This window comes from Candidatus Nitrosocosmicus sp. T (assembly GCF_054408485.1).
Genome location: NZ_CP166992.1, coordinates 867,261 through 886,623 on the forward strand (window position 1 = coordinate 867,261; position 19,363 = coordinate 886,623).

Annotated in this window: 15 protein-coding genes, 1 tRNA gene and 1 pseudogene; 9 read left to right on the top strand and 8 right to left on the bottom strand. The window is 34.7% G+C overall.

The window, feature by feature from the left end; genetic code table 11:
* Window positions 1–4 precede the first annotated feature (4 nt).
* Together uvrB and AB0A59_RS04525 are read right to left on the bottom strand one after the other, a co-directional pair.
* A pseudogene (uvrB, locus tag AB0A59_RS04520) lies at window positions 5–1,965 on the bottom strand (excinuclease ABC subunit UvrB).
* 121 nt (window positions 1,966–2,086) lie between these two features.
* Window positions 2,087–3,412 carry an ABC transporter permease gene (locus AB0A59_RS04525; RefSeq protein WP_458746856.1) on the bottom strand — a complete coding sequence of 442 codons (1,326 nt, stop codon included), beginning with the start codon at window positions 3,410–3,412 and terminating at the stop codon, window positions 2,087–2,089.
* A gap of 68 nt (window positions 3,413–3,480) precedes the next feature.
* Between AB0A59_RS04525 and AB0A59_RS04530 the strand changes: the two genes are divergently transcribed.
* Complete coding sequence (locus tag AB0A59_RS04530) at window positions 3,481–4,188, top strand: type 1 glutamine amidotransferase (RefSeq protein ID WP_458746858.1); 708 nt, start codon at window positions 3,481–3,483, stop codon at window positions 4,186–4,188.
* A gap of 666 nt (window positions 4,189–4,854) precedes the next feature.
* On the opposite strand, the gene AB0A59_RS04535 is transcribed toward AB0A59_RS04530, so the two are convergent.
* Window positions 4,855–4,958 (bottom strand) — tRNA-His (locus AB0A59_RS04535).
* Window positions 4,959–5,089: 131 nt separating this feature from the next.
* Here AB0A59_RS04535 and twy1 point away from each other — a divergent pair.
* Entirely contained in the window at window positions 5,090–6,118 is a 1,029-nt protein-coding gene (twy1, locus tag AB0A59_RS04540; RefSeq protein ID WP_458746860.1) for a 4-demethylwyosine synthase TYW1, read from the top strand.
* Between the two features lie 14 nt (window positions 6,119–6,132).
* Here twy1 and rdgB read toward each other — a convergent pair whose 3' ends face one another.
* The gene (gene rdgB, locus AB0A59_RS04545; RefSeq protein ID WP_458746862.1) at window positions 6,133–6,705 is read right to left on the bottom strand and encodes an RdgB/HAM1 family non-canonical purine NTP pyrophosphatase; all 573 of its coding nucleotides are present in this window, start codon (window positions 6,703–6,705) and stop codon (window positions 6,133–6,135) included.
* A 105-nt stretch (window positions 6,706–6,810) separates the two neighbouring features.
* Between rdgB and AB0A59_RS04550 the strand changes: the two genes are divergently transcribed.
* From AB0A59_RS04550 to AB0A59_RS04560, 3 genes are all read left to right on the top strand, one after another.
* Window positions 6,811–7,854: a sodium:calcium antiporter gene (locus AB0A59_RS04550; RefSeq protein ID WP_458746863.1), complete on the top strand. Its 1,044-nt coding sequence runs from the start codon at window positions 6,811–6,813 to the stop codon at window positions 7,852–7,854.
* A gap of 166 nt (window positions 7,855–8,020) precedes the next feature.
* On the top strand, window positions 8,021–8,593 hold the full coding sequence (locus AB0A59_RS04555; RefSeq protein ID WP_458746865.1) for a hypothetical protein: 573 nt from the start codon (window positions 8,021–8,023) through the stop codon (window positions 8,591–8,593).
* Window positions 8,594–8,915: 322 nt separating this feature from the next.
* Window positions 8,916–9,797: a radical SAM protein gene (locus AB0A59_RS04560; protein WP_458746867.1), complete on the top strand. Its 882-nt coding sequence runs from the start codon at window positions 8,916–8,918 to the stop codon at window positions 9,795–9,797.
* A 524-nt stretch (window positions 9,798–10,321) separates the two neighbouring features.
* Here AB0A59_RS04560 and AB0A59_RS04565 read toward each other — a convergent pair.
* Window positions 10,322–11,455, bottom strand: a complete 1,134-nt coding sequence (locus AB0A59_RS04565) for a M24 family metallopeptidase (protein WP_458746869.1) — start codon at window positions 11,453–11,455, stop codon at window positions 10,322–10,324.
* An 80-nt stretch (window positions 11,456–11,535) separates the two neighbouring features.
* Here AB0A59_RS04565 and AB0A59_RS04570 point away from each other — a divergent pair, with 80 nt between their 5' ends.
* Window positions 11,536–12,669, top strand: a complete 1,134-nt coding sequence (locus tag AB0A59_RS04570; RefSeq protein WP_458747558.1) for a pyridoxal-phosphate-dependent aminotransferase family protein — start codon at window positions 11,536–11,538, stop codon at window positions 12,667–12,669.
* A gap of 57 nt (window positions 12,670–12,726) precedes the next feature.
* The gene (locus AB0A59_RS04575; RefSeq protein ID WP_458746871.1) at window positions 12,727–13,566 is read left to right on the top strand and encodes an FKBP-type peptidyl-prolyl cis-trans isomerase; all 840 of its coding nucleotides are present in this window, start codon (window positions 12,727–12,729) and stop codon (window positions 13,564–13,566) included.
* A gap of 40 nt (window positions 13,567–13,606) precedes the next feature.
* Here AB0A59_RS04575 and AB0A59_RS04580 read toward each other — a convergent pair whose 3' ends face one another.
* Window positions 13,607–14,656, bottom strand: a complete 1,050-nt coding sequence (locus AB0A59_RS04580) for a sn-glycerol-1-phosphate dehydrogenase (protein WP_458746873.1) — start codon at window positions 14,654–14,656, stop codon at window positions 13,607–13,609.
* Between the two features lie 80 nt (window positions 14,657–14,736).
* Window positions 14,737–15,081: a TRAM domain-containing protein gene (locus AB0A59_RS04585; RefSeq protein WP_458746875.1), complete on the bottom strand. Its 345-nt coding sequence runs from the start codon at window positions 15,079–15,081 to the stop codon at window positions 14,737–14,739.
* Between the two features lie 136 nt (window positions 15,082–15,217).
* Between AB0A59_RS04585 and egtB the strand changes: the two genes are divergently transcribed.
* Window positions 15,218–16,534 carry an ergothioneine biosynthesis protein EgtB gene (gene egtB, locus AB0A59_RS04590; protein WP_458747559.1) on the top strand — a complete coding sequence of 439 codons (1,317 nt, stop codon included), beginning with the start codon at window positions 15,218–15,220 and terminating at the stop codon, window positions 16,532–16,534.
* Window positions 16,535–16,564: 30 nt separating this feature from the next.
* Here egtB and AB0A59_RS04595 read toward each other — a convergent pair whose 3' ends face one another.
* Window positions 16,565–18,349, bottom strand: a complete 1,785-nt coding sequence (locus tag AB0A59_RS04595) for a Vgb family protein (protein WP_458746877.1) — start codon at window positions 18,347–18,349, stop codon at window positions 16,565–16,567.
* Between the two features lie 264 nt (window positions 18,350–18,613).
* On the opposite strand from AB0A59_RS04595, the gene AB0A59_RS04600 reads away from it, so the two are divergent.
* Window positions 18,614–19,354, top strand: a complete 741-nt coding sequence (locus AB0A59_RS04600; RefSeq protein WP_458746879.1) for a 30S ribosomal protein S3ae — start codon at window positions 18,614–18,616, stop codon at window positions 19,352–19,354.
* The last annotated feature ends 9 nt before the right edge of the window (window positions 19,355–19,363 follow it).

Consider the following 19,363-nt stretch of genomic DNA (forward strand, 5'->3'; position numbering starts at 1 on the left):
TAGTTTAATTGGTTCTAAGTTTTAACAAAATTTCATTTACCTTTTTAAGATGCTGTCTATGTTCAATCGCTTTTTCAAACTCCAATTCCTCTGCAAATTTGTTCATCTGAGTCTCTATACTGGTTGATAACTCTATTAAATCATTTCTAGTCATTGTTTTTAGATTAACTTCCAGGTTTGAGATATCCGAATTCTTTTGAGGTATGGGCTTTAGGATACTTTTGGGTTCGATTTTATTTTCTAGGTTATATTCAATCTGTCTTTTGCGCCTTCTCTTGGTTTCCATCACTGCTTCTTGTATGGATTTTGTCACCGAATTTGAATATAGAATTACTTTCCCGTCTATATTTCTAGCCGCCCTTCCAAATGTTTGAATAAGACTGGTATAATTTCGTAAAAATCCTTCCTTGTCAGCGTCCAAAATGGCCACAAGCGAGACTTCAGGTAAGTCTAATCCTTCTCTCAACAGATTTATGCCGACCAACACGTCAAACTCGCCTGCTCTTAGCTGCCTTAGTAATTCAGTTCGTTCCAGACCATTTATTTCTGAATGAATATATCTTACTCTTATCCCATTTCTAGATAGGTAGTCTGCCATGTCTTCCGCCATCTTCTTTGTCAATGTCGTTACTAGTATTCTCTGTTTTTTGGAAACTCTCTCTTCGATTTGGCGGATTAGATCTGGAATTTGACCATTGGTCTTTTTTATCTCTATTTCAGGATCAACTAATCCTGTGGGTCGTACTAACTGCTCAACAAGATTATCATTATTATTTATCTCATATTTACCGGGTGTAGCGGATACAAATATTACATTGTTGAGATATTTTTCAAACTCATCAAACTTTAGAGGTCGGTTATCAAATGCGCTGGGCAATCGGAATCCATAATCTATCAAAGTTTTTTTCCTTGAATAATCCCCTTTATACATTCCCATAACCTGAGGAAGAGTTACATGCGATTCATCTATAACTAATAGAAAATCTTTATCAAAAAAATCTAAAAGGCAATAAGCCGGCTGCCCCTGCTTTCTGCCATCAAAATGTCTCGAATAATTCTCTATTCCGCTGCAATATCCCAATTCCGATAGCATTTCGAGATCATAATTTGTCCTAGATAGTAATCTTTGTCTTTCAAGTTCGGTAGGCAAATTGGGTAACCATTCTTCTAATTCTTTCTTTATAGAAACTAGTGCTCTTCTTTGACTATCTTCATCCACGATATAATGTTTGGCCGGAAAAATGATTATCGAATCTAGTTCTTTTTTTATCTCTTTGGTTACTTTATCAACTACTGTAATTCTTTCAATATTTTGTGCGAATAGATCGATTCTTATGATATCATCAGAATAGCCGGGAATTATATCTATGATATCTCCTTTAGGACCCTGAAGGATCCGCTTGTCAAATTTACATCATTTCTTTCGTATCTTATTTTTATTAAATTCCTGATGATGTTTTTTCTATCTGTTTCCATCTCTCTCTTAAGCATGAGGGATTGCTCCCTCCACTCATGAGGTGACCCTAAAGAGTATATACATGAAACAGTAGCTATAATTATTGTTGGTTCACCCGACAATAACATTGAAGTAGATTCAAGCCGCATTTGTTCGATTTTTTCATTTATCTCGGTATCTTTTTCTATATAAGTATCAGTTTGAGGCAAATAGCTTTCAGGTTGATAATAATCATAGAAGCTTACAAAATAACCTACATTATTGTTTGGAAAAAATTCTTTAAATTCTGCATATAGTTGGGCCGCTAATGTTTTGTTATGTGATATAACTAACGTGTTTTTATTGTATTTAGCTATTACATTGGCGACTGTAAAAGTTTTACCGCTCCCAGTAACTCCAAGGAGTATCTGTCTTTTTTTATTATTTTCTATTCCATCTATTAGTCCTTTGATTGCGGCTGGCTGATCTCCGCTGGGAATTAGATTGTTTGATATTTGGAACCTGCCCAATACTGACTACCTCATATATTTATACAGTAGACCCTGTCCCTCTCAAATAGGAATTTCTTCAACAAATTTATCTAATTCTATATGTTCTAAACGGATACATAATATTTTGCATTTCTTTAACTTAAGAATATTTAGACAATGCGTTAACTGGAGAAATTTTAGAGCCCTTGTAGGCCGGATAAAGCCCAGAAAAAATGCTCAGAACAATTACAACAATCCCAATTTTAGATATTTCTACGATATTAAAAACGGGGTAAATATCTAAAGGTAGATTAAGAAAATAAAGGAATCCACTTAAAAGGACATGCGAACCCAAAAACCCGAATACAATTCCTACAATAGCTCCAATTATCCCCAAAAATACTGATTCAGTTAAAAACATTCCAAGTATGACCCGATTTGTTCCACCCAATGCCTTGATTATTCCTATTTCTCTGGTTCTTTCAACTACTGAAGTATAGATTGTAATAATTATTCCAATGGACCCTACTATGAGCGAAAAAATTGCAATACTTGATATAAAGGTACTAATTCCGATTATAAATTTGGTCAAAGTTTTGATTATTTCAAGTGAATTGAGTATGGTTACCTGATTGTTAAAGTACTTTTGGACATCATTTACAATGCTTTCTACTTTGTCTATATCGTCATACGTCAAGAATAACAGATCATAATCATCTGATTTTTCCAGAATCTCCTTTCCTTTCTGTACATCAATGAAAATAGAATTATCTATGATCGGATTTCCAGTTGAATTAATGATTCTTAGGACTGCAAAACTGTTATTTATTGAGGGATTTGATTTGACATTCGTAAGTTCCTTCAAGTTACTTATTGTTACCCTTTTACTATTCATAGATTGATCTTTGTCTTCTTTACCGAGTGCATTATTGACGATTATCTCGGAAGAATTCATGAAAATTTTCTCACCTATTTTCTGAGGTATAATGACATAGTTTTGAGATGTCAAATTTGAGACCATAGACCTTATGTCTAAGTTAGGGATGATATCAGTCAAATTATTAATATCTGTAGCTAGCACATTGGTTACTTGGGAATAATTTTGATAATTTAACATTGCAACGCCCTGATAAGCAGGATTTATCTGTTGAACGCCGGAAATTTCCTTTAAGTATTGCATGGCTTTGTTATCAAAGGGGATATTTTTTCCTACCATAGTTATATTCTGGTCAAAGAGCACTTGTAGTTTATTCCGTATTCCTTCTATGCTTGATTCCTGTATTTTATCGGTGTTCGATATAACTATTTGATTGGGAAGAATTTTCTTAAAATTTTGTTCTACAAAGTATATTAAACCTTGAGAAAGGCTATTTAGGGAAACTAGTAATCCGCAACCCATTATAATCATTAGGATTGTTAAAGCATTCCTTGTTTTTCTCTCCTTCATGGAGCTGTATGTAAGGAAAAAAACCTCTTTAAAATCCATATTGTCTAGTTATGAGGAGTGGAACTGCTGGTAATATAATGTTTTTAAACAGGTATCTAATACGATTTATGTTATATTTGGGCAGTACTAACCAAATTCTATGTATAAAGAATATTTCGATTGAAACGCTGGGCAACATTGAAAGATATCTGCTATCAGACGGATTTGAAGTAAAAGAAATCCTTGCCGATACGAAGACAATCAAGTCCCAGAACTTGACCGATTATGATGCAGTTTTTATCCTTGGAGGTCCAATGTCTGTTAATGACAATATTGATTATCTGCTTGAAGAGAAAAAATTAATTCAGTCTACTTTCAATCTTGAAATTCCAGTTTTTGGAATTTGCCTTGGCTCACAACTGATTGCATCAAGCTGCGGAGGAAAGGTCTACCAAGGCCTAAAAAAAGAAATCGGATGGGGCGAGGTAAGAATAACTAGTAGAGGCCAATCGAGCATCTTTAATAAAATACTGGGGAATAAGATACAGGTATTTCATTGGCATGGTGATACGTTTACTTTACCTAGTGATGCTGAAATTTTGTCCGAATCAGACTTATATATACAAGCATTTAGATTCCAAAATGCTCTTGGAATTCAGTTTCATTTGGAGGTAACAAAGGATATGATCCGAAATTGGATTCATAAATATCAAAAAGAGTTAAAAACTGAAAAAATAAGTGAAGCTAGTATTTTTTACAATATCGATAAAAACATGTCTGAGGTAAAAAAAATTTCAAAGATAGTATATGAAAATTTTAAGCTTATGATTGAATAATTGTATTAATAAAATCTTGTGAACAGAGTTGACCTAACTGGAGTCTTCTAGCTGTATAATGTTACTACGATTATTTTATCTAACACGCAATAACTTTTACTATATAATAGAAACACATTTGAAGACAAGTAATCCTTGAATAATTTTTTTTGGTTTGATTCATATCTATTTTGCCTCATAAACTATGTTAGAAGGAGTTTGGGTAGACCCTAAGCTGCTGCCTAGATCGCCTATTGCTTTAATTACAAATTCTCCAAGTTTTTTATTATACACTATATTAGAGTTATTTGAATTAATATGCTAGTAAAAGACTTTAAGATATTAATTTTTAGGAGAACGCAAATATGTTCTTTATTCAATTATAACCTTTTTCTTGTTTCTACCTGTAGTTTACAAATAGAATATGTATGACACTATTTAAGATAAACTTTTAATAGAGGGATTATTTCTGTTTGATAAAGTATCCTGTTTTCAAATTATTATTGCATGGTATATTGACAGGGTGCTTTCATAATTTCCTTTACTGTGGACTGAAATTGGGTCGAGCCATAGAGGTGCCTACAATAATAGATGAATTAAGGTTTATTCCTATGTAATTACTTAAAGGGGATGGCATAATCGTAAAATTGATATCTGTTTAAGAAAAATACATAATTAAACCTAAGGGGCCTTCGGAGGGATTTGAACCCTCCTCAAGCGGTTTCTGTATTCTTTTAGAAGCTAAGTGAAATCCACAGCCGCCTATACTAACCAGGCTATACTACGAAGGCCACTAATTGAATCAAAATTTTATATCAATTATTTATATATAATTGTTTTAACTCTCAATACCTGGTAAAAATTATACATCAAGTTCTTTGACTGTACAAAACTTATATTTCTACAGTTATCCACTATAAAGATGAGCTGCTCAGGCGAAATATATTCTCACAGCAGTACCGATACTGATCTTATCCAGATTACACCCGCTGTCAAGCTAAAATTGAAAAAGGCCAAATACGGTGTATTTAATCATTCAGCCGTAGAATTATGCCATTGGACAAAAAAATCATTTTCTGATGGGGGGTCTTGTTATAAGCACAAATTTTATGGAATATCAACTCATAGATGTATGGAAATGACTCCTACAGCTCTTAATTGTGAGAATAGATGCATTTATTGTTGGAGACCAACCGAATTTTATGATACATTAGAGATGCCTGTACATTTAGTTGATGATCCTGAAATAATTGTCCAAAACCTTTTGGAGGAACGACGAAAATTAATTGTCGGATATTATGGAAAGACTGGAGTTAACATCTCCAAATTGGATGAATCTCTTTTTCCAGAACATTATGCAGTTTCTCTTTCAGGGGAACCAACCATGTATCCTAAATTACCTGAGCTAATAAAATACTTGTCCAATCTGAAGGCTACAAAGTCAATATTTTTGGTAACTAATGGTCAAGAACCTGCAATGTTATATAGATTGGCCAGTGAAAATGCATTACCTACTCAAATCTATCTGTCCACTAACGCTTCGAATAAAAATATGTTTTATAAAATAAATGGACCAAAGCATAGAAATGCATGGGAGAGATGGCTTCAAAGTCTCGATTTTATGTCCGGCGTAAACACCCGCACAGTCTTACGCTTTACCTTAATTCGAGATTTTAACGACGATCATACGTTTATTAAGGATTTTGCTAAATTAGTGAAGATAGCCAATCCACATTTTATTGAATTGAAATCATATATGCATATTGGAATGTCTACAAACCGATTAGAAGAATCAAATATGTTGGAGATGGATGAGATAAGGTCATTTGCCAAGGGATTGAAAACCCACCTGGGAAACTACTCTATAATGGATGAAAGTATAGTATCTCGAATTGTTGTTTTACAAAATAAGGATCGATTTATTTCTAGATGGATAGAAACTTACCCGTAGAATAGAACTTATGATCATTTTAGGGTTGAGTTTAAATACCATTTTACAAATTTATCTAAAGCAGCCTTTCTATGTGAAATTTTATTTTTCATTTCCAAATCCATTTGACCAAAGGTTACTTCAGAATTTTCAGGGACGAAGATCGGATCGAATCCCCAGCCTCCTTTTGTAAGGTGAAAGGAAATTTTGCCTTTTATTTCACCGGTAAATGATTTTATTTTCTGACCATCATAGAATGCTATTATTGACTTGAAACTCGCATTTCTGTTTATTTTATTGCCAAGCAGGTCAATAATCCCTCTATTTCCAATTGTTTTACTTATATATGAAGAGTAAACAGCGGGGAAACCATTTAGTGTTTCTATGAAAAGACCGTCATCTTCGACAAATACTTCCTTTTGATAAATCTTGAATGCTTGTTGAACTTTGTCTTCTGCCACTTCAGCTAAACTATCAGATTGAATTTCTTTTAGTTCCATTTTTTTGAATTCAATCTTAATTGTTTTTTTTCTAGTTGAAAGTAAGTTCTCTATTTCTTTATATTTGTTAATATTGCTACTTGCAAAATACATAACGTTCTTTAACATACTGTTTAATTTGATTTTACTGCACTAATTTGGGTCTTCTAATCATCAAATAGCTTAGACAAGATATTAAATTTATATGCTGTTTAGAGATAAACCTTAACGCTTTTGAATATTGAGAATTTTCTAGCAATGATTGCCTGGCTGGGAGCGCTTATCTTGGCAAGCTGGGTGCTATCATATGGTGCAGAGCATTTGTCGACTAGACTCGGAGCGAAGTTTGTAGGTAGGACCTTGTTGAGTGTTGCTACGACACTTCCGGAAATAGCAATTGTCATTTATGCCGCATCTGTTGGCCTTTATGAGGTTGCAATAGGTGCAGGGCTTGGAAGTAATATCTTGATGATGACTCTTGGTCTAGCATTAATGTTACTAATTGCAACTACAAGGTTATCAAAAGCGCCCTTAAAGAGAATCGATGTCAGCACCTTCAAGATTGATAAAGTGTTCTTGTTGGTTTCTGCTTTAATCAGTGCAATGCTATTGCTTGACGGATATAATTATATAGATGGATTCATTTTTGTTGGGATGTTTGTAGCATATATACTCATAGCATATATCGAAATGAAGAGAGAACAAAAGATAAATGAACCCGCTGTTGTTCAAACTGTGGAAGGTAAATCAGTTTCTACTCCAGTTCATGTTCTAACTAATAAGAATGATATGACAAAAGCCATTTTGGCTTTCGTCGCAGGTACTATTGGTATTTTGGTCGCTGCTGGTCCATTTATTAATTCTCTTCAGACCTTTTCTGAGGATATTGGAGTCTCAACTATTGTTTTAGCAGTCATTATTAGTCCTATTGCAGGAGAAATGCCCGAAAAAATTTCTATGATGATATTAGCCAGGAAGGGAGCTGCAGGTGCTGCGATAGCAATTGCTAACGTCCTTGGCTCAAAAATACTAAATAATTCTCTCTTATTGGGTGTGGCAATCATAGCTGCTATGTATCATGGTGGGTTCTTTACTACCATTCCCAATAGCGAGATGTTATGGTTTCAGATGATGCTTGCTACTTCAATCACAGTGGTTGCCTTAATTCCGATGTTTAAAAGATACATCGGCATTCGTTTTGGAATACTTCTCGTTGGACTCTATATACTGAGCATAGCGATTCAATTCTTTGCACCCGGGGAGATCAAACCTCATTAATTTTTCTAAATTAATTTAACTAGATATTATTTTCAATAAATACAATTTAATATCAAAATTATGGTAAAAAATTAGGTATAATTGAATGATAATATACAAATTAGTTATTTTTCTATAAAAATATTATATGTAAATTTTAAAAACAACCCTCTACTATTACTTTATAATGAATTTTGTTAAGTATGCAGCAGGGATGTTCGTTTTTGCAGGAATTATCTCTTTATTAGCCGGAAGCGGTGGAAATTATTTCACACAATCTGTGAATGCTCAATCTTTAGGTGAACAAATTGGTGACAGTATAGGTGGAGTACTAGATGAAACCGGTGAAGGACTTGGTAACGCAACAGAAACCTTGAGTGAAGTTGGTAGTAATGCAACAGAAGGTTTAAGCGGAGCAGCAAATGAAACTGGCGAAGCAGCTGGTAATGCAACAGAAGGTTTAAGCGGAGCAGCAAATGAAACTGGCGAAGCAGCTGGTAATGCAACAGAAGGTTTAAGCGGAGCAGCAAATGAAACTGGCGAAGCAGCTGGTAATGCAACAGAAGGTTTAAGCGGAGCAGCAAATGAAACTGGCGAAGCAGCTGGTAATGCAACAGAAGGTGCAAGTCAAGCCGCAAATAATACAGCAAGTGAAGCTGGACAAGCTGCAGACAATGCTACAACAAGCGGAAATGAAACAAATGCAACAGACTCCAAGAATCCATTGGATATGCTAATGAATTTGTTCAAGGGAAATTAGCAATTTATCCTTAACTCTTTTTTACACTTTCAATTTTTGATTATAAAAATTTCATAAAATATTGCAACTTTATTATTTAGATCTAAAAATGAGGAGACGTTAGGACTGCACCAAGCATGAACTACTTTTATATAACACAAATAAGAGGTAGTTCTAGCATTAACGCGCCTTTTTCATATAAATGTCTTAAATACTGATTTAGAATATGTTTTGGATAAGCAGAATCTGTGATATGGGAATATCAAAATAACAAATCTGAAAATTTGATCTAAACCTTTAATCGAACTTAAGTTATTTATTGTGGTTCATTGCATCTTAACTGATGGAATTAGTTTATGATTATCCTTTATATCGACCACCTTCTGAATCACAATCTTTAATTTTTCAAGTAACGTTGGGATGCTCTTTCAATAAATGTTCATTCTGTAATATGTACAGAACAAAGGAGTATTCCGAACGATCTATTGATGAGATTGAAAAGGAAATTGATTTGATGGCTAGTTATTATCCAGAGACCAAGCGGGTCTTCCTGGCAGACGGTGATGCACTAAACTTGGAAACTACCAAATTGATTCGTATTCTCTCTACGATTCGAAAAAAATTTAACAAATTGGAAAGGATATCAAGCTACTCCATGCCTAAGAATTTATTGGAAAAATCGCAAGATGAATTGACATCATTAAAAAGAGCCGGTCTAGATATGGTTTATCTAGGTATCGAGAGCGGGAATAATGCAGTCCTTAAAAAAGTAACAAAAGGTGCAACATCTAAAATGATTGTAGATAGCTGTAAAAAAGCCAAGGACACTGGATTTATTTTATCATGTATGATAATACTTGGTCTAGGAGGAAAATCTTATTCTAAGGTGCATGCAGAAGATACTGCCAAAATAATAAACGAAATAGAGCCAGATTATGTAGGAGCTTTAACTCTTTATATGGAACCTGAGATAGAAAAGGAGTTTTATATAAAGTTCAAAGAACCATTCATCCCACTTGATGATAAGGATGTATTGGATGAATTGTACAGTTTAATTAAGGGTATAAGTGTGAGTGACTCTATGATTTTTAGGGCGAATCATGCTTCGAATGTATACTCTATTGGTGGTACACTCCCTAAAGACAAGCAAAATATTTTAGAGAAAATTGGATATTTAAGGGAGCATCCTGAATTACTCAAGCCAAAGATGCTGAGAAGATTTTAAACAAAAGAGTCACTCTGAGTGACTAATCACATGATATATTTTCTCTGATTAAATAGGTAGTTCCAAATCAAAATTCAAATACTAAATTCATGAAGACCACTGCGATTTTTCAATCATAAACACTGAATAATAAAATACTAAATTAACCTTGCAATGCAATCCCACATATTGATTTTTTGTTTAGAAACCTATTCGACTATTTCTAAGCAGAATAAGAAAAAGGATGGGCAAATCTAGATGTTTGCATCAAAGATAGACCGTTTTAATCTACTGGGTAGGAACTGTCTATGATAGCATATTAAGATAGATAACTTGACTCCATTTCTAACTATTTTTTACCATAAAACTACTGACTGATGAACTTTGCATTTACTTCGTATTGATCCGATTTATTGGGTCAGTTCGTCGCAGGGTCATCATTGTGATACTCAGACTGGAGCAGCTAATTACTTCATCCCCAATTACATTTTTCTTGATGGTATTTAGACCTCTTTATTTGTTTTCGTTACTTCCATAACAGGAATTCAGAGGATAATCAAGTCTTTGTTAAAGGAATGAAAATTTGTGGCATCAAAATTTTGTCTAATGTTTCCATCCTTCCTTCTAACTATACATAAACTGTCCTCTATTCTTACCCCAAACTTATTTTCAATGTATACGCCTGGTTCTATGGTTATCGTCATATTTTCTTGGATACGACTTGTTATTTTGGGTCTTATCCAAGGTAATTCGTGGACCTCTAAGCCAATCCCGTGACCAGTTGAGTGAATAAAATATTCTCCAAAACCTTGCTTTTGAATTGTATCTCTGCAGGCTGCATCAACTAACGCGAAATTATCAGTTTCTGTTAATCGTCTAATTCCTTTTTCCTGTGCAACTTTTACAATATCATAAACGCTCTTCATCTTGTTAGATATTCTTCCTATTCCAAATGTTCTTGTTGCATCAGAAACATAATGATCATAACTTAAAGTAATATCTAACACTATGAATTCATCCTTCTTGATAGTTCTTTTGGATGTCTCCGCATGTGGAAACGAGGATTGCGGTCCGCTAGCGACTATTAGTGGGTTAGAGGTAAACTGATAAAAAGGAAATTTCGCACCCATTTTCATGGCTTCATACACAAGTATAGCCTGAATTTCTTCCTCCGACCTATTTACTTTAATTTCTTTGATTGCAACTTCAAAAAGTTTATCAATTATTTTAGAAGCTTTCTTAATATTTTCAATTTCGTGCGTATCTTTTATCTCTCTAAGTTCTTCTACCGGATTATAGCCAACTACCCGGTTCCTTCTACCTATTTTTTTAACCAGTTCTTTAATGATATTATTATCATTATTACTATAGAAGACAATGCTATTTTCCTTTAATTGATTCGATAAAGAATCTGTTAAGGTTTTGCCTCTGTCTGATGATATCACATCGCATTGCTTGGACATTCTTAAAGCTCGCATATACTCCAGTTTTGGGACTATTAGCTTTGAACTTAAAGTATCAAATATCACCAAGATACCTTCTCCCCAAAAACCTGTAAAATAGAAAATGTCTTCAGGCTTGTCGAGAATCATGGCCATACTTTCAGTAGCCTCTTCTTTTTGCCTTTGAGCAGTCATGAGTTTGATTAATTTCTCTCGCCTAGTCTTATGTTGGTTCAATTACCTCTCCTCCTGTATGACCAAAGCAAATGAATTACTTATAAATAACGGGTAGGCTTCCTGTAATTTTGAAAGTTGCCATGGAATATCTAGTAATGTTGCCAGGACCGACCAATGTTCCCAATAGAGTCATGAATGCTATGTTAGCTCCCATAATTAATCATAGAAGTGAAGATTTTAGAATATTATATAGATCGATAATAGAAAAAACTCAAAAGCTATTTCAGACACAAAGTGATATAGTTTTATTGTCTTCCTCCGGTACTGGGGCAGTAGAGGCATCGGTAGTAAATCTCATAAAAAAAGATGATAAGGTGGTTATTCCAGTAAACGGTGAATTTAGTACCAGATTGGCAGATTTAATTGATAGTTGGGGGGGAAAATCTATAAGGATAGAATCGCCATTTGGTGAGAACCCTCCATTCGAAAAATTTGAACAAGTTTTTGATGAACACAAGGATATCAAGGCATTATATGCAGTTTATAATGAAACTTCCACAGGGACAACAATTAGGTATATGGACAAGTTAGGTGATCTGTGCTCTAGAAATGATTGTTTCTTCATTGCTGATTCTGTGTCTATATTAGGTGGTGATGAATTGCCAGTGGATAAATGGAATATCGATTTATGCCTTACAGCATCTCAAAAGGCCATAGCTGCTCCTCCTGGAGTTTCTCCAATCTCAGTTAGTCCAAAGGCTAAGAAGTATATACAGGAAAATTCTGCACCGATTCTCTATTTTAATCTCAAGAGATATTTCAAATATTATCAAGAACATTATGAAACACCTTTTACTCCTGCATTACCATTGTGTTATGCATATAATGAAGCCCTTAATCTGATATTTGAAGAGGGATTAGCAAACAGGATTGAGCGACATAAAAGATGTGCGGAAGCCTTCTACGAGGGTTTGGGAGCGATGGGGTTGACTCCCTATGCAAAACTAGATGCACGCAGTAACGTCGTTATTGCTGTTAATTATTTACCCGGGATAGATGACAAGAAATTCAGAGATCTTTTATCCAATGAGTTTAAGATTCTAATCGCAGGTGGGTTTGGAAATCTCAAAGGTAGAGTTTTTAGAATCGGATCAATGGGGGAAGTTAATAAATATCATGTGGTTAGGACACTGTCTGCCATAGAATCTGCTTTACGAATGATGAACATCGAAGTCCCGTCAGGTGCAATCAACAAAGCAATTGCAAAATTATAAAATATCCTTTTTGTTTTATTGTCAAACTTAATATAGGGAAAATTAATAGCGAATTTTATGACATTGGAGAAAGGTTCTCTTATTCTACTTGATTATACTGCTAAGATTAAAGATACTAATGAGATTTTTGAGACAACTAGAGCGGATGATGTTAAAAATAATCCCGATTATGATCCAAATAAAAAATATGAACCACGATTATTAGGTGTAGGGGAAGGCTGGGTATTAAAAGGCTTAGATGAAGCATTACTAGAATCCAGTATCGATACACCATTAAATATTGAAATTCCACCTGACAAGGCTTTTGGGGAACGAGATCCTTCTAAAGTCCGAATGATCCCGTTACGTAAATTGGGTGAAAAAGCAAACGAAGTAAGCATCGGGGATGTAATAGAATTAGACGACCGAATCGGAATTATACGTTTTATTGGATCTGGACGAGTACAGGTTGATTTTAACCATAAATATGCAGGTAGGACTCTTGTCTATTCCGCAAATATTGTAAAAAAATTGGAAGATGACAATGAAAAAATTTCAAACCTAATTAGACGACGTTTGCCAATAGACTTGACAGAGGTTAAATATGAAAATAAAGAAAATGATTTAGAAATATCTCTACCTGAAAGTACGTTCTTGATTGAGGGTATTCAAATTATCAAAAGGGGAATCTCGACAGATATTTTTAAATTTATCCCTTCCTTGAAATCTGTCATATTTTTGGAGAAGTATCCTAACTCTGCTGCAAGCTCTGAGAAGCCCTCAGAAGAAGAAAATACTGCTTCTATTCCAGACAAAGATGCTATTAATGATGGAGATGAAAAGGATAAAAAAGATGATATCGAGATCGAGGATAAGACCACTGATGTCAGTCCTAAAACTAAAAAGGAGGAACCATAACTTTATTTTTGTGGTTGCTCTGCAATACAGATTTGTTTTTTCAATCTAAAATCCCTAATTCATGTAGAATGTCTTTATAGCTTGACGGACTAATCTCAAGCCTATTCAAGATGGTATACCTTTCAGGTCGAATTTTCTTTGCGAGTAGTAAAGCTTCCACTAGTTGATCTTTGTCTACGTCTATTTCCTTCGAAGTTGTGGGTGCACCAATTCTTTTCAATGCTTCCCTAATTTCCAACCAGTCTAAATTGTGCAATTTAGCCATAATGATGGTTCCAATCCCTACCCTTTCACCATGTAATCCACATTTATTTTCAGCTATGTATTCTAGGGCATGGCTAAAGAGGTGCTCTGACCCTGAACACGGTCTGCTACTTCCGGCTATACCAGCGGCTACACCCGAACTTATTAGTCCTTCAACTATGGTCCTTGTAACTTCAATAGTAATTTGGCTTTTCCTAATCTTCTTTGAAATATCTATAATCATTCTTGATCCTAAATAAGCTAACTTTGCTGCATACTCGCCATAGTACTCGTTCTTGTAGTCTCTTGCTAGCTCCCAATCCTTTATGGCGGTTGTCTTGGCAATTAAATCTCCGCATCCACTGGCAATTAGCCTGTAGGGGGCACTTGAAATAATGTCTAAATCTCCTATTATCTCTACTGGGGTATCCGCCTTTATAGAATAAGGTCTGTCATTTCCCTTAAGCGAAACAAAAGGACTTGAAATTCCATCATGTGAGGCTGATGTAGGAATACTGATGAATGAAACTTTCAATCTGGTCGCTATCATTTTTCCTAGGTCTATGCATCTACCTCCTCCCAAACCCATGATGATGGAGATGTTCCTATCTTTTAGAATATTTGTAAGCGAGTCGACTTGTTGAAACGATGCTTCTTTCGCAATTATCCATTCATACTGGAGATTGCTTTGAGCTAAACTATCCTCTATTATTCCTGCTATTTTATTTTTGACATTTATACCAGTTATGATCGCGATTTTATTAATATTCTGGTCACTATCTTTGATGAACTCTCCAGAGTTCTTTAATATGTTATTTCCTATTATTACCTTCCTAGGTAACTGCATTACATGAGTCAAACGGTAACTCATTTATTTATAAATAATTGAGAAAGTTTGGGAAAAAAACTAGAAAAGTTTTTTTGAGATTATTCTTCTGCTTTAGCTTCTACCAAATCTGCTGTGGCATAACCTCTTCCTACTCGGGTAATCTTAACTTTGACTTTGTCTCCTACTTTTGTATTCGGAACGAAAATAACTAGTCCCTGAATCCTTCCTACACCTGCATCTCCTCTTTTACTCATGGATTCTATATCAATCTCGTGTTCTTCTCCTGCATTTACTGGGGATGGCTTAAAAAATCTGTTGTAGCTACCGCCTCCATTGCCATTACCGCCTCCATTTTCATTTCTCCTATTGGGAAATCTTCTTTGACCATTGTCACCTTGTGAAATTTGTTCTATTCCGGATGGTTGTGATTCACTGTTTTCCAATCTATATCAGTACACTACTATAATATTATTGGATATTTCAACTTTGATGTTACGAGATCGCGCAAACATGTAAATTATGTTAAAATACTTTATTATATCAAAATATAGTATGCAAACCTCGTTGCAAATCGATAGTATGATCAAGGAGTTCATGGATGTGAGAAATAGAACTTTGGAATTATTTTCTCCTTTGGATATTGAGGATGCAGTGATGCAGTCGAGCGATTTCGGAAGCCCGCCTAATTGGCACATAGCACACGTGACATGGTTTTTTCACAAGATTTTGGAGAAATATTCTAAAAGTTATATCACTAATTATGAAGATTTTAATCTATCCTATTTGAATTCTTATTATCAAAAGTACGGTTCTATTCTCAAGAAAAGTGATAGAGGGAAGTATCCTAGGCCCACCGTTATGCAAACCATCAAGTATAGGAAGGAAATCGAGAAACTATTTATAGACTTTATAAAATTGACGAGTAATAACTCAAAAGACTATTCAGACCGATTAACTTTAGACATTTATACCGCAATTAATCATGAAAGGCAACATCAAGAGCTAATGATTTATGATTTTCAGCACTATTATAATCGATTCCTTGATGACTCCGATAACTATGTTCCAATAATATTTAATCCCTATATTGTCAGGGAACATGTTCCAGAAGAAATGGTCCGTATTGAAGGAGGTTTATTCTCACTAGGCTATAATGGTGAAGAATTTTGTTATGATAATGAGTTACCTGAAAACAAAGTATATTTGAATAATTACAAGATAGATAATAAATTAGTCACAAACCGGGAATTTGTTGAGTTCATTGAAGCAGGCGGATATCAAAATTATCGATATTGGTTGGCGGATGGCTGGGAAATAGTATTATCTGAAAATTGGAATTCACCTCTATATTGGGTATTCGACAAGGATGAAAATAAGTGGACCAAAAAGGATTTTAGAGGCACTCAGGAAATTCTAATGGATGAACCGGTTGTGAATTTGAGTTATTATGAGGCCGATGCTTTTTGTAAATGGGCCAGAAAGAGGTTGCCAACTGAGGCCGAATGGGAAAAAGCTGCATCATGGGATAGCAATTCTAACTCAAAAACTATTTATCCGTGGGGAAATGCTCCCATAACAAATGAGCACGCCAATCTGCTAGATTCTTATATTTGGCATCCTACGGAAGCAGGCTGCCACCCAAAAGGCAAGAGTCACTATGGATGCTATCAAATGATGGGTGATGTATGGGAATGGACCTCTTCTGAATACATGTTATATCCTGGCTTTCAATCTAGGTTCGAAGAGTATACCGATAAATGGGCAATCAATCAAAAGGTACTTCGTGGCGGAAGCTTTGCCACTCCAAAAGAACAAATACATAATAGCTACAGGAACTATTTCAAGCCTCATGAGCGGATACTTTTTTCAGGTTTTAGATGTGCGGCAGACGCTTAAATTATTCCATGATGAAATTGGGTAAGGCCATCAATCTAATATTTGTAGTTGTACTTTCTTTAAGATAGAAAAATCCTGTCCTTCAAGTCCTATCATCAAGGAGTAATTTCCTGGGGATATGTATTGAGTTTCTCTCAGAGTGATATCTATTTTTCCTAAGTTAATTGTTTTATTTTCGATTATTTGCTGAGATTTAATCTCAAAAATTTCAGGATCAAAAGTTACATTTAGACCCAATAAGTCTCCTTTGGGTTCAAATGTCCCTGAAATTATTGGCTTGAAGGAGATGGTGCTATTATTAGTAAACAATTCTTTTTGTTTATAGAAATCTAAACTTGAGTCAATATTATTAACCGATAGTTCTATCCTTTCTGTACTATAATTACCATTGTGGAGACTAATTACTTTAGGATTAACGGATAGAGATATGGGAATAACTTTATCCAAATCAATAAAACCAATCTTGTTTTCTGATTGTTCGGTAAACCAGACGCCCGATCCAATGCCCGCCGAGAAATTGGAGACATCTGTAGATACGTCAAACTGTAACACGTTAGAATAACCACATTGTTTGCTACTATTGATCGGATCGCATATAGAATAATGTATATTTTGACTTGGAATCCAATATTCTATTAAAGTATCGTTGTCTGGGACAAATCTCCCAATTTTGTTTCCAACGTGTTCGTTAGTCCAAATCGAGTTATCTTCGGTAGTCTTTATCCAATAAGGTAAGGTACTGTTGTGAAGATTTACCGACTTGTTTGAAATATCGTAATAATCAATTCCTATTATTCTTGACGACAGCGGTGATGTTACAACATGTTCTATATTCTGACTGGTAATTTTATTAGAGTTCCCTGGGGGAGAAATTTTGTAAAATGAACTAGTGGCATGATCTGTTATCCAGACCTTACCCTGGGGATCTATTGCTATACCAGTAGGAGATTTAATGTGCTTCGGTAATTCATAGATGTCAAATTTATTTTCCGTTATATCGTACCTGATTAAGACACCTTTTTTTTCAAACGCTAAAGCTGTAATCCAAATACTATTGTTTTCCTTATCGACTGCCAATGACCCCAATCCTGTTTCATAGGATGGAATATTTTGAAAAACATCCTTAAGCGGAATTGGTATCTCTTTGAGTCCTTCTGAGGTTCCATTTATCATTTTATCTATTTGACCATGCCACAAAGAGAGCGATCTTATTCCAATAAAATACATGCTGTTATTATCTTCAAAACCCATTGATATTGGATAAGAGGTAGAGAAAAACTCTGAATGAAAAGGAATGGGATAGTTATAGAATTTCTTTTCTATTTTATCAAACTTCCATAGTGAATTTAATTTTTCATCCGTGAACCAGAGGCTATTCATTGTGTTATCTAGTTTTATATCCCAACTCCAAGAGTTTCCCGCAGGAAGATCTCTTGAATACCAGAAAGGTAACATATACGATTCAAATATCTGCTTCAATGGATCAAATCCAAATAAAGTACCATTTCTGGTGGAAATAAACCATACTTTGTTGTCTGTTTTATCATAAGTAATAGCTATGGGGATACTACATAGCTCTGGGATCTTGAATTCTGTTACGAAATAATTGGAGTTTGGTGGACTCTCAACGCCGCAATTCCACTTTTCAAATTCCAAAATTGGATTTGTCATTTGTTGTTCCATTGTAGGTTCCACTGCATATGAATAGCTGTAAACCATTGAAAAACAAAGAAATGAAATTAGCGTTATTGACACGGATAGGAGAATCATCATTTTAGTCATACTATCGTACCCTAAACTTAGGATCTGAGACATGAAAATTCGTCATATGTATTTTCTATCGTGTTTATTAATTTGTTTGTATAGTCCTGTGTAACTGCGCAGTTAGGATTCATCTTAAGTTGATGAGCCAAATAGATAACTAAGGTTATTCCAACTAGATAAATAGAGTTTATGGTGCGATTTAAGTTTGATATTCGATTTATACCCGAGTTTGAAACATGTTCCAAACTGAAATGGATTGCCTAAAATTTTTAGAGTTAGTATAACTTATATTTTGGATTCAAGGATTGCCTGCATATGGCAAAAGGTTCCAGACGAGGGGGCAGGGTTCGTGATAAATGGAGAGATAAACAATGGATTATAGTGAATGCTCCGCCCGCATTTGACAGAGTCCCTCTAAATTATATTCCAATTTCCGATGTTAACAATGCAAAAGGAAGGGTAATTGAAAATACATTATATGATGTGCTTAAGCAAGATCCAACCCAACATCAAACTAAGATTTTTGTTCAGATTGATAGGATAAATTCTGGAATGGCTTCTACGATATTTAAAGGACATGAATATGCAAAAGAGTTTTTGAGGAGTCTCATCCGACGGGGCAGCTCTATGATAAATTTTGTTAATGAATATACAACATCTGATGGTTATGTTTTTAGGGTATCCGCTACAGCTTTTAGTCAGAGAAGAATAAATTCAGCAAAAAAACATGAAATCAGACTATCTATGGCCACATTGTTGGCTGAAAAAATTCCCATGCTATCTCTTGATGAATTTGTAAAAGAGGTGACTATGGGAAAAATGAGTTCCGATATGATGGACGTCGCAAAGAAGATAGCTCTCATCCGCCATGCGGGTGTAAAAAAAACTAAGCTTCTTTCATCTCCTCTAAAGGTCGATGGGGATAAAATAGATTCGGAAGGTTCCATTGCAGAAGCTAACTCTGAAGTTTCTACAGAAGCTAACTCTGAAGTTTCTACAGAAGAGGAGGTTGTAAATGTTCACAAAGAAGAATTAAACAAAGAAGAAGATACTTAGTATATCTTC

Bases quoted from the DNA above. Each gene is read 5' to 3' on its own strand.
- AB0A59_RS04580 (WP_458746873.1), bottom strand. From the start codon at position 14,656: ATGCAGTTACCTAGGAAGGTAATAATAGGAAATAACATATTAAAGAAC.
- twy1 (WP_458746860.1), top strand. From the start codon at position 5,090: ATGAGCTGCTCAGGCGAAATATATTCTCACAGCAGTACCGATACTGAT.
- AB0A59_RS04555 (WP_458746865.1), top strand. From the start codon at position 8,021: ATGAATTTTGTTAAGTATGCAGCAGGGATGTTCGTTTTTGCAGGAATT.
- AB0A59_RS04600 (WP_458746879.1), top strand. From the start codon at position 18,614: ATGGCAAAAGGTTCCAGACGAGGGGGCAGGGTTCGTGATAAATGGAGA.
- AB0A59_RS04595 (WP_458746877.1), bottom strand. From the start codon at position 18,349: ATGTCTCAGATCCTAAGTTTAGGGTACGATAGTATGACTAAAATGATG.
- AB0A59_RS04530 (WP_458746858.1), top strand. From the start codon at position 3,481: ATGTTATATTTGGGCAGTACTAACCAAATTCTATGTATAAAGAATATT.
- rdgB (WP_458746862.1), bottom strand. From the start codon at position 6,705: ATGTTAAAGAACGTTATGTATTTTGCAAGTAGCAATATTAACAAATAT.
- egtB (WP_458747559.1), top strand. From the start codon at position 15,218: ATGATCAAGGAGTTCATGGATGTGAGAAATAGAACTTTGGAATTATTT.
- AB0A59_RS04560 (WP_458746867.1), top strand. From the start codon at position 8,916: ATGGAATTAGTTTATGATTATCCTTTATATCGACCACCTTCTGAATCA.
- AB0A59_RS04570 (WP_458747558.1), top strand. From the start codon at position 11,536: ATGGAATATCTAGTAATGTTGCCAGGACCGACCAATGTTCCCAATAGA.
- AB0A59_RS04525 (WP_458746856.1), bottom strand. From the start codon at position 3,412: ATGGATTTTAAAGAGGTTTTTTTCCTTACATACAGCTCCATGAAGGAG.
- AB0A59_RS04575 (WP_458746871.1), top strand. From the start codon at position 12,727: ATGACATTGGAGAAAGGTTCTCTTATTCTACTTGATTATACTGCTAAG.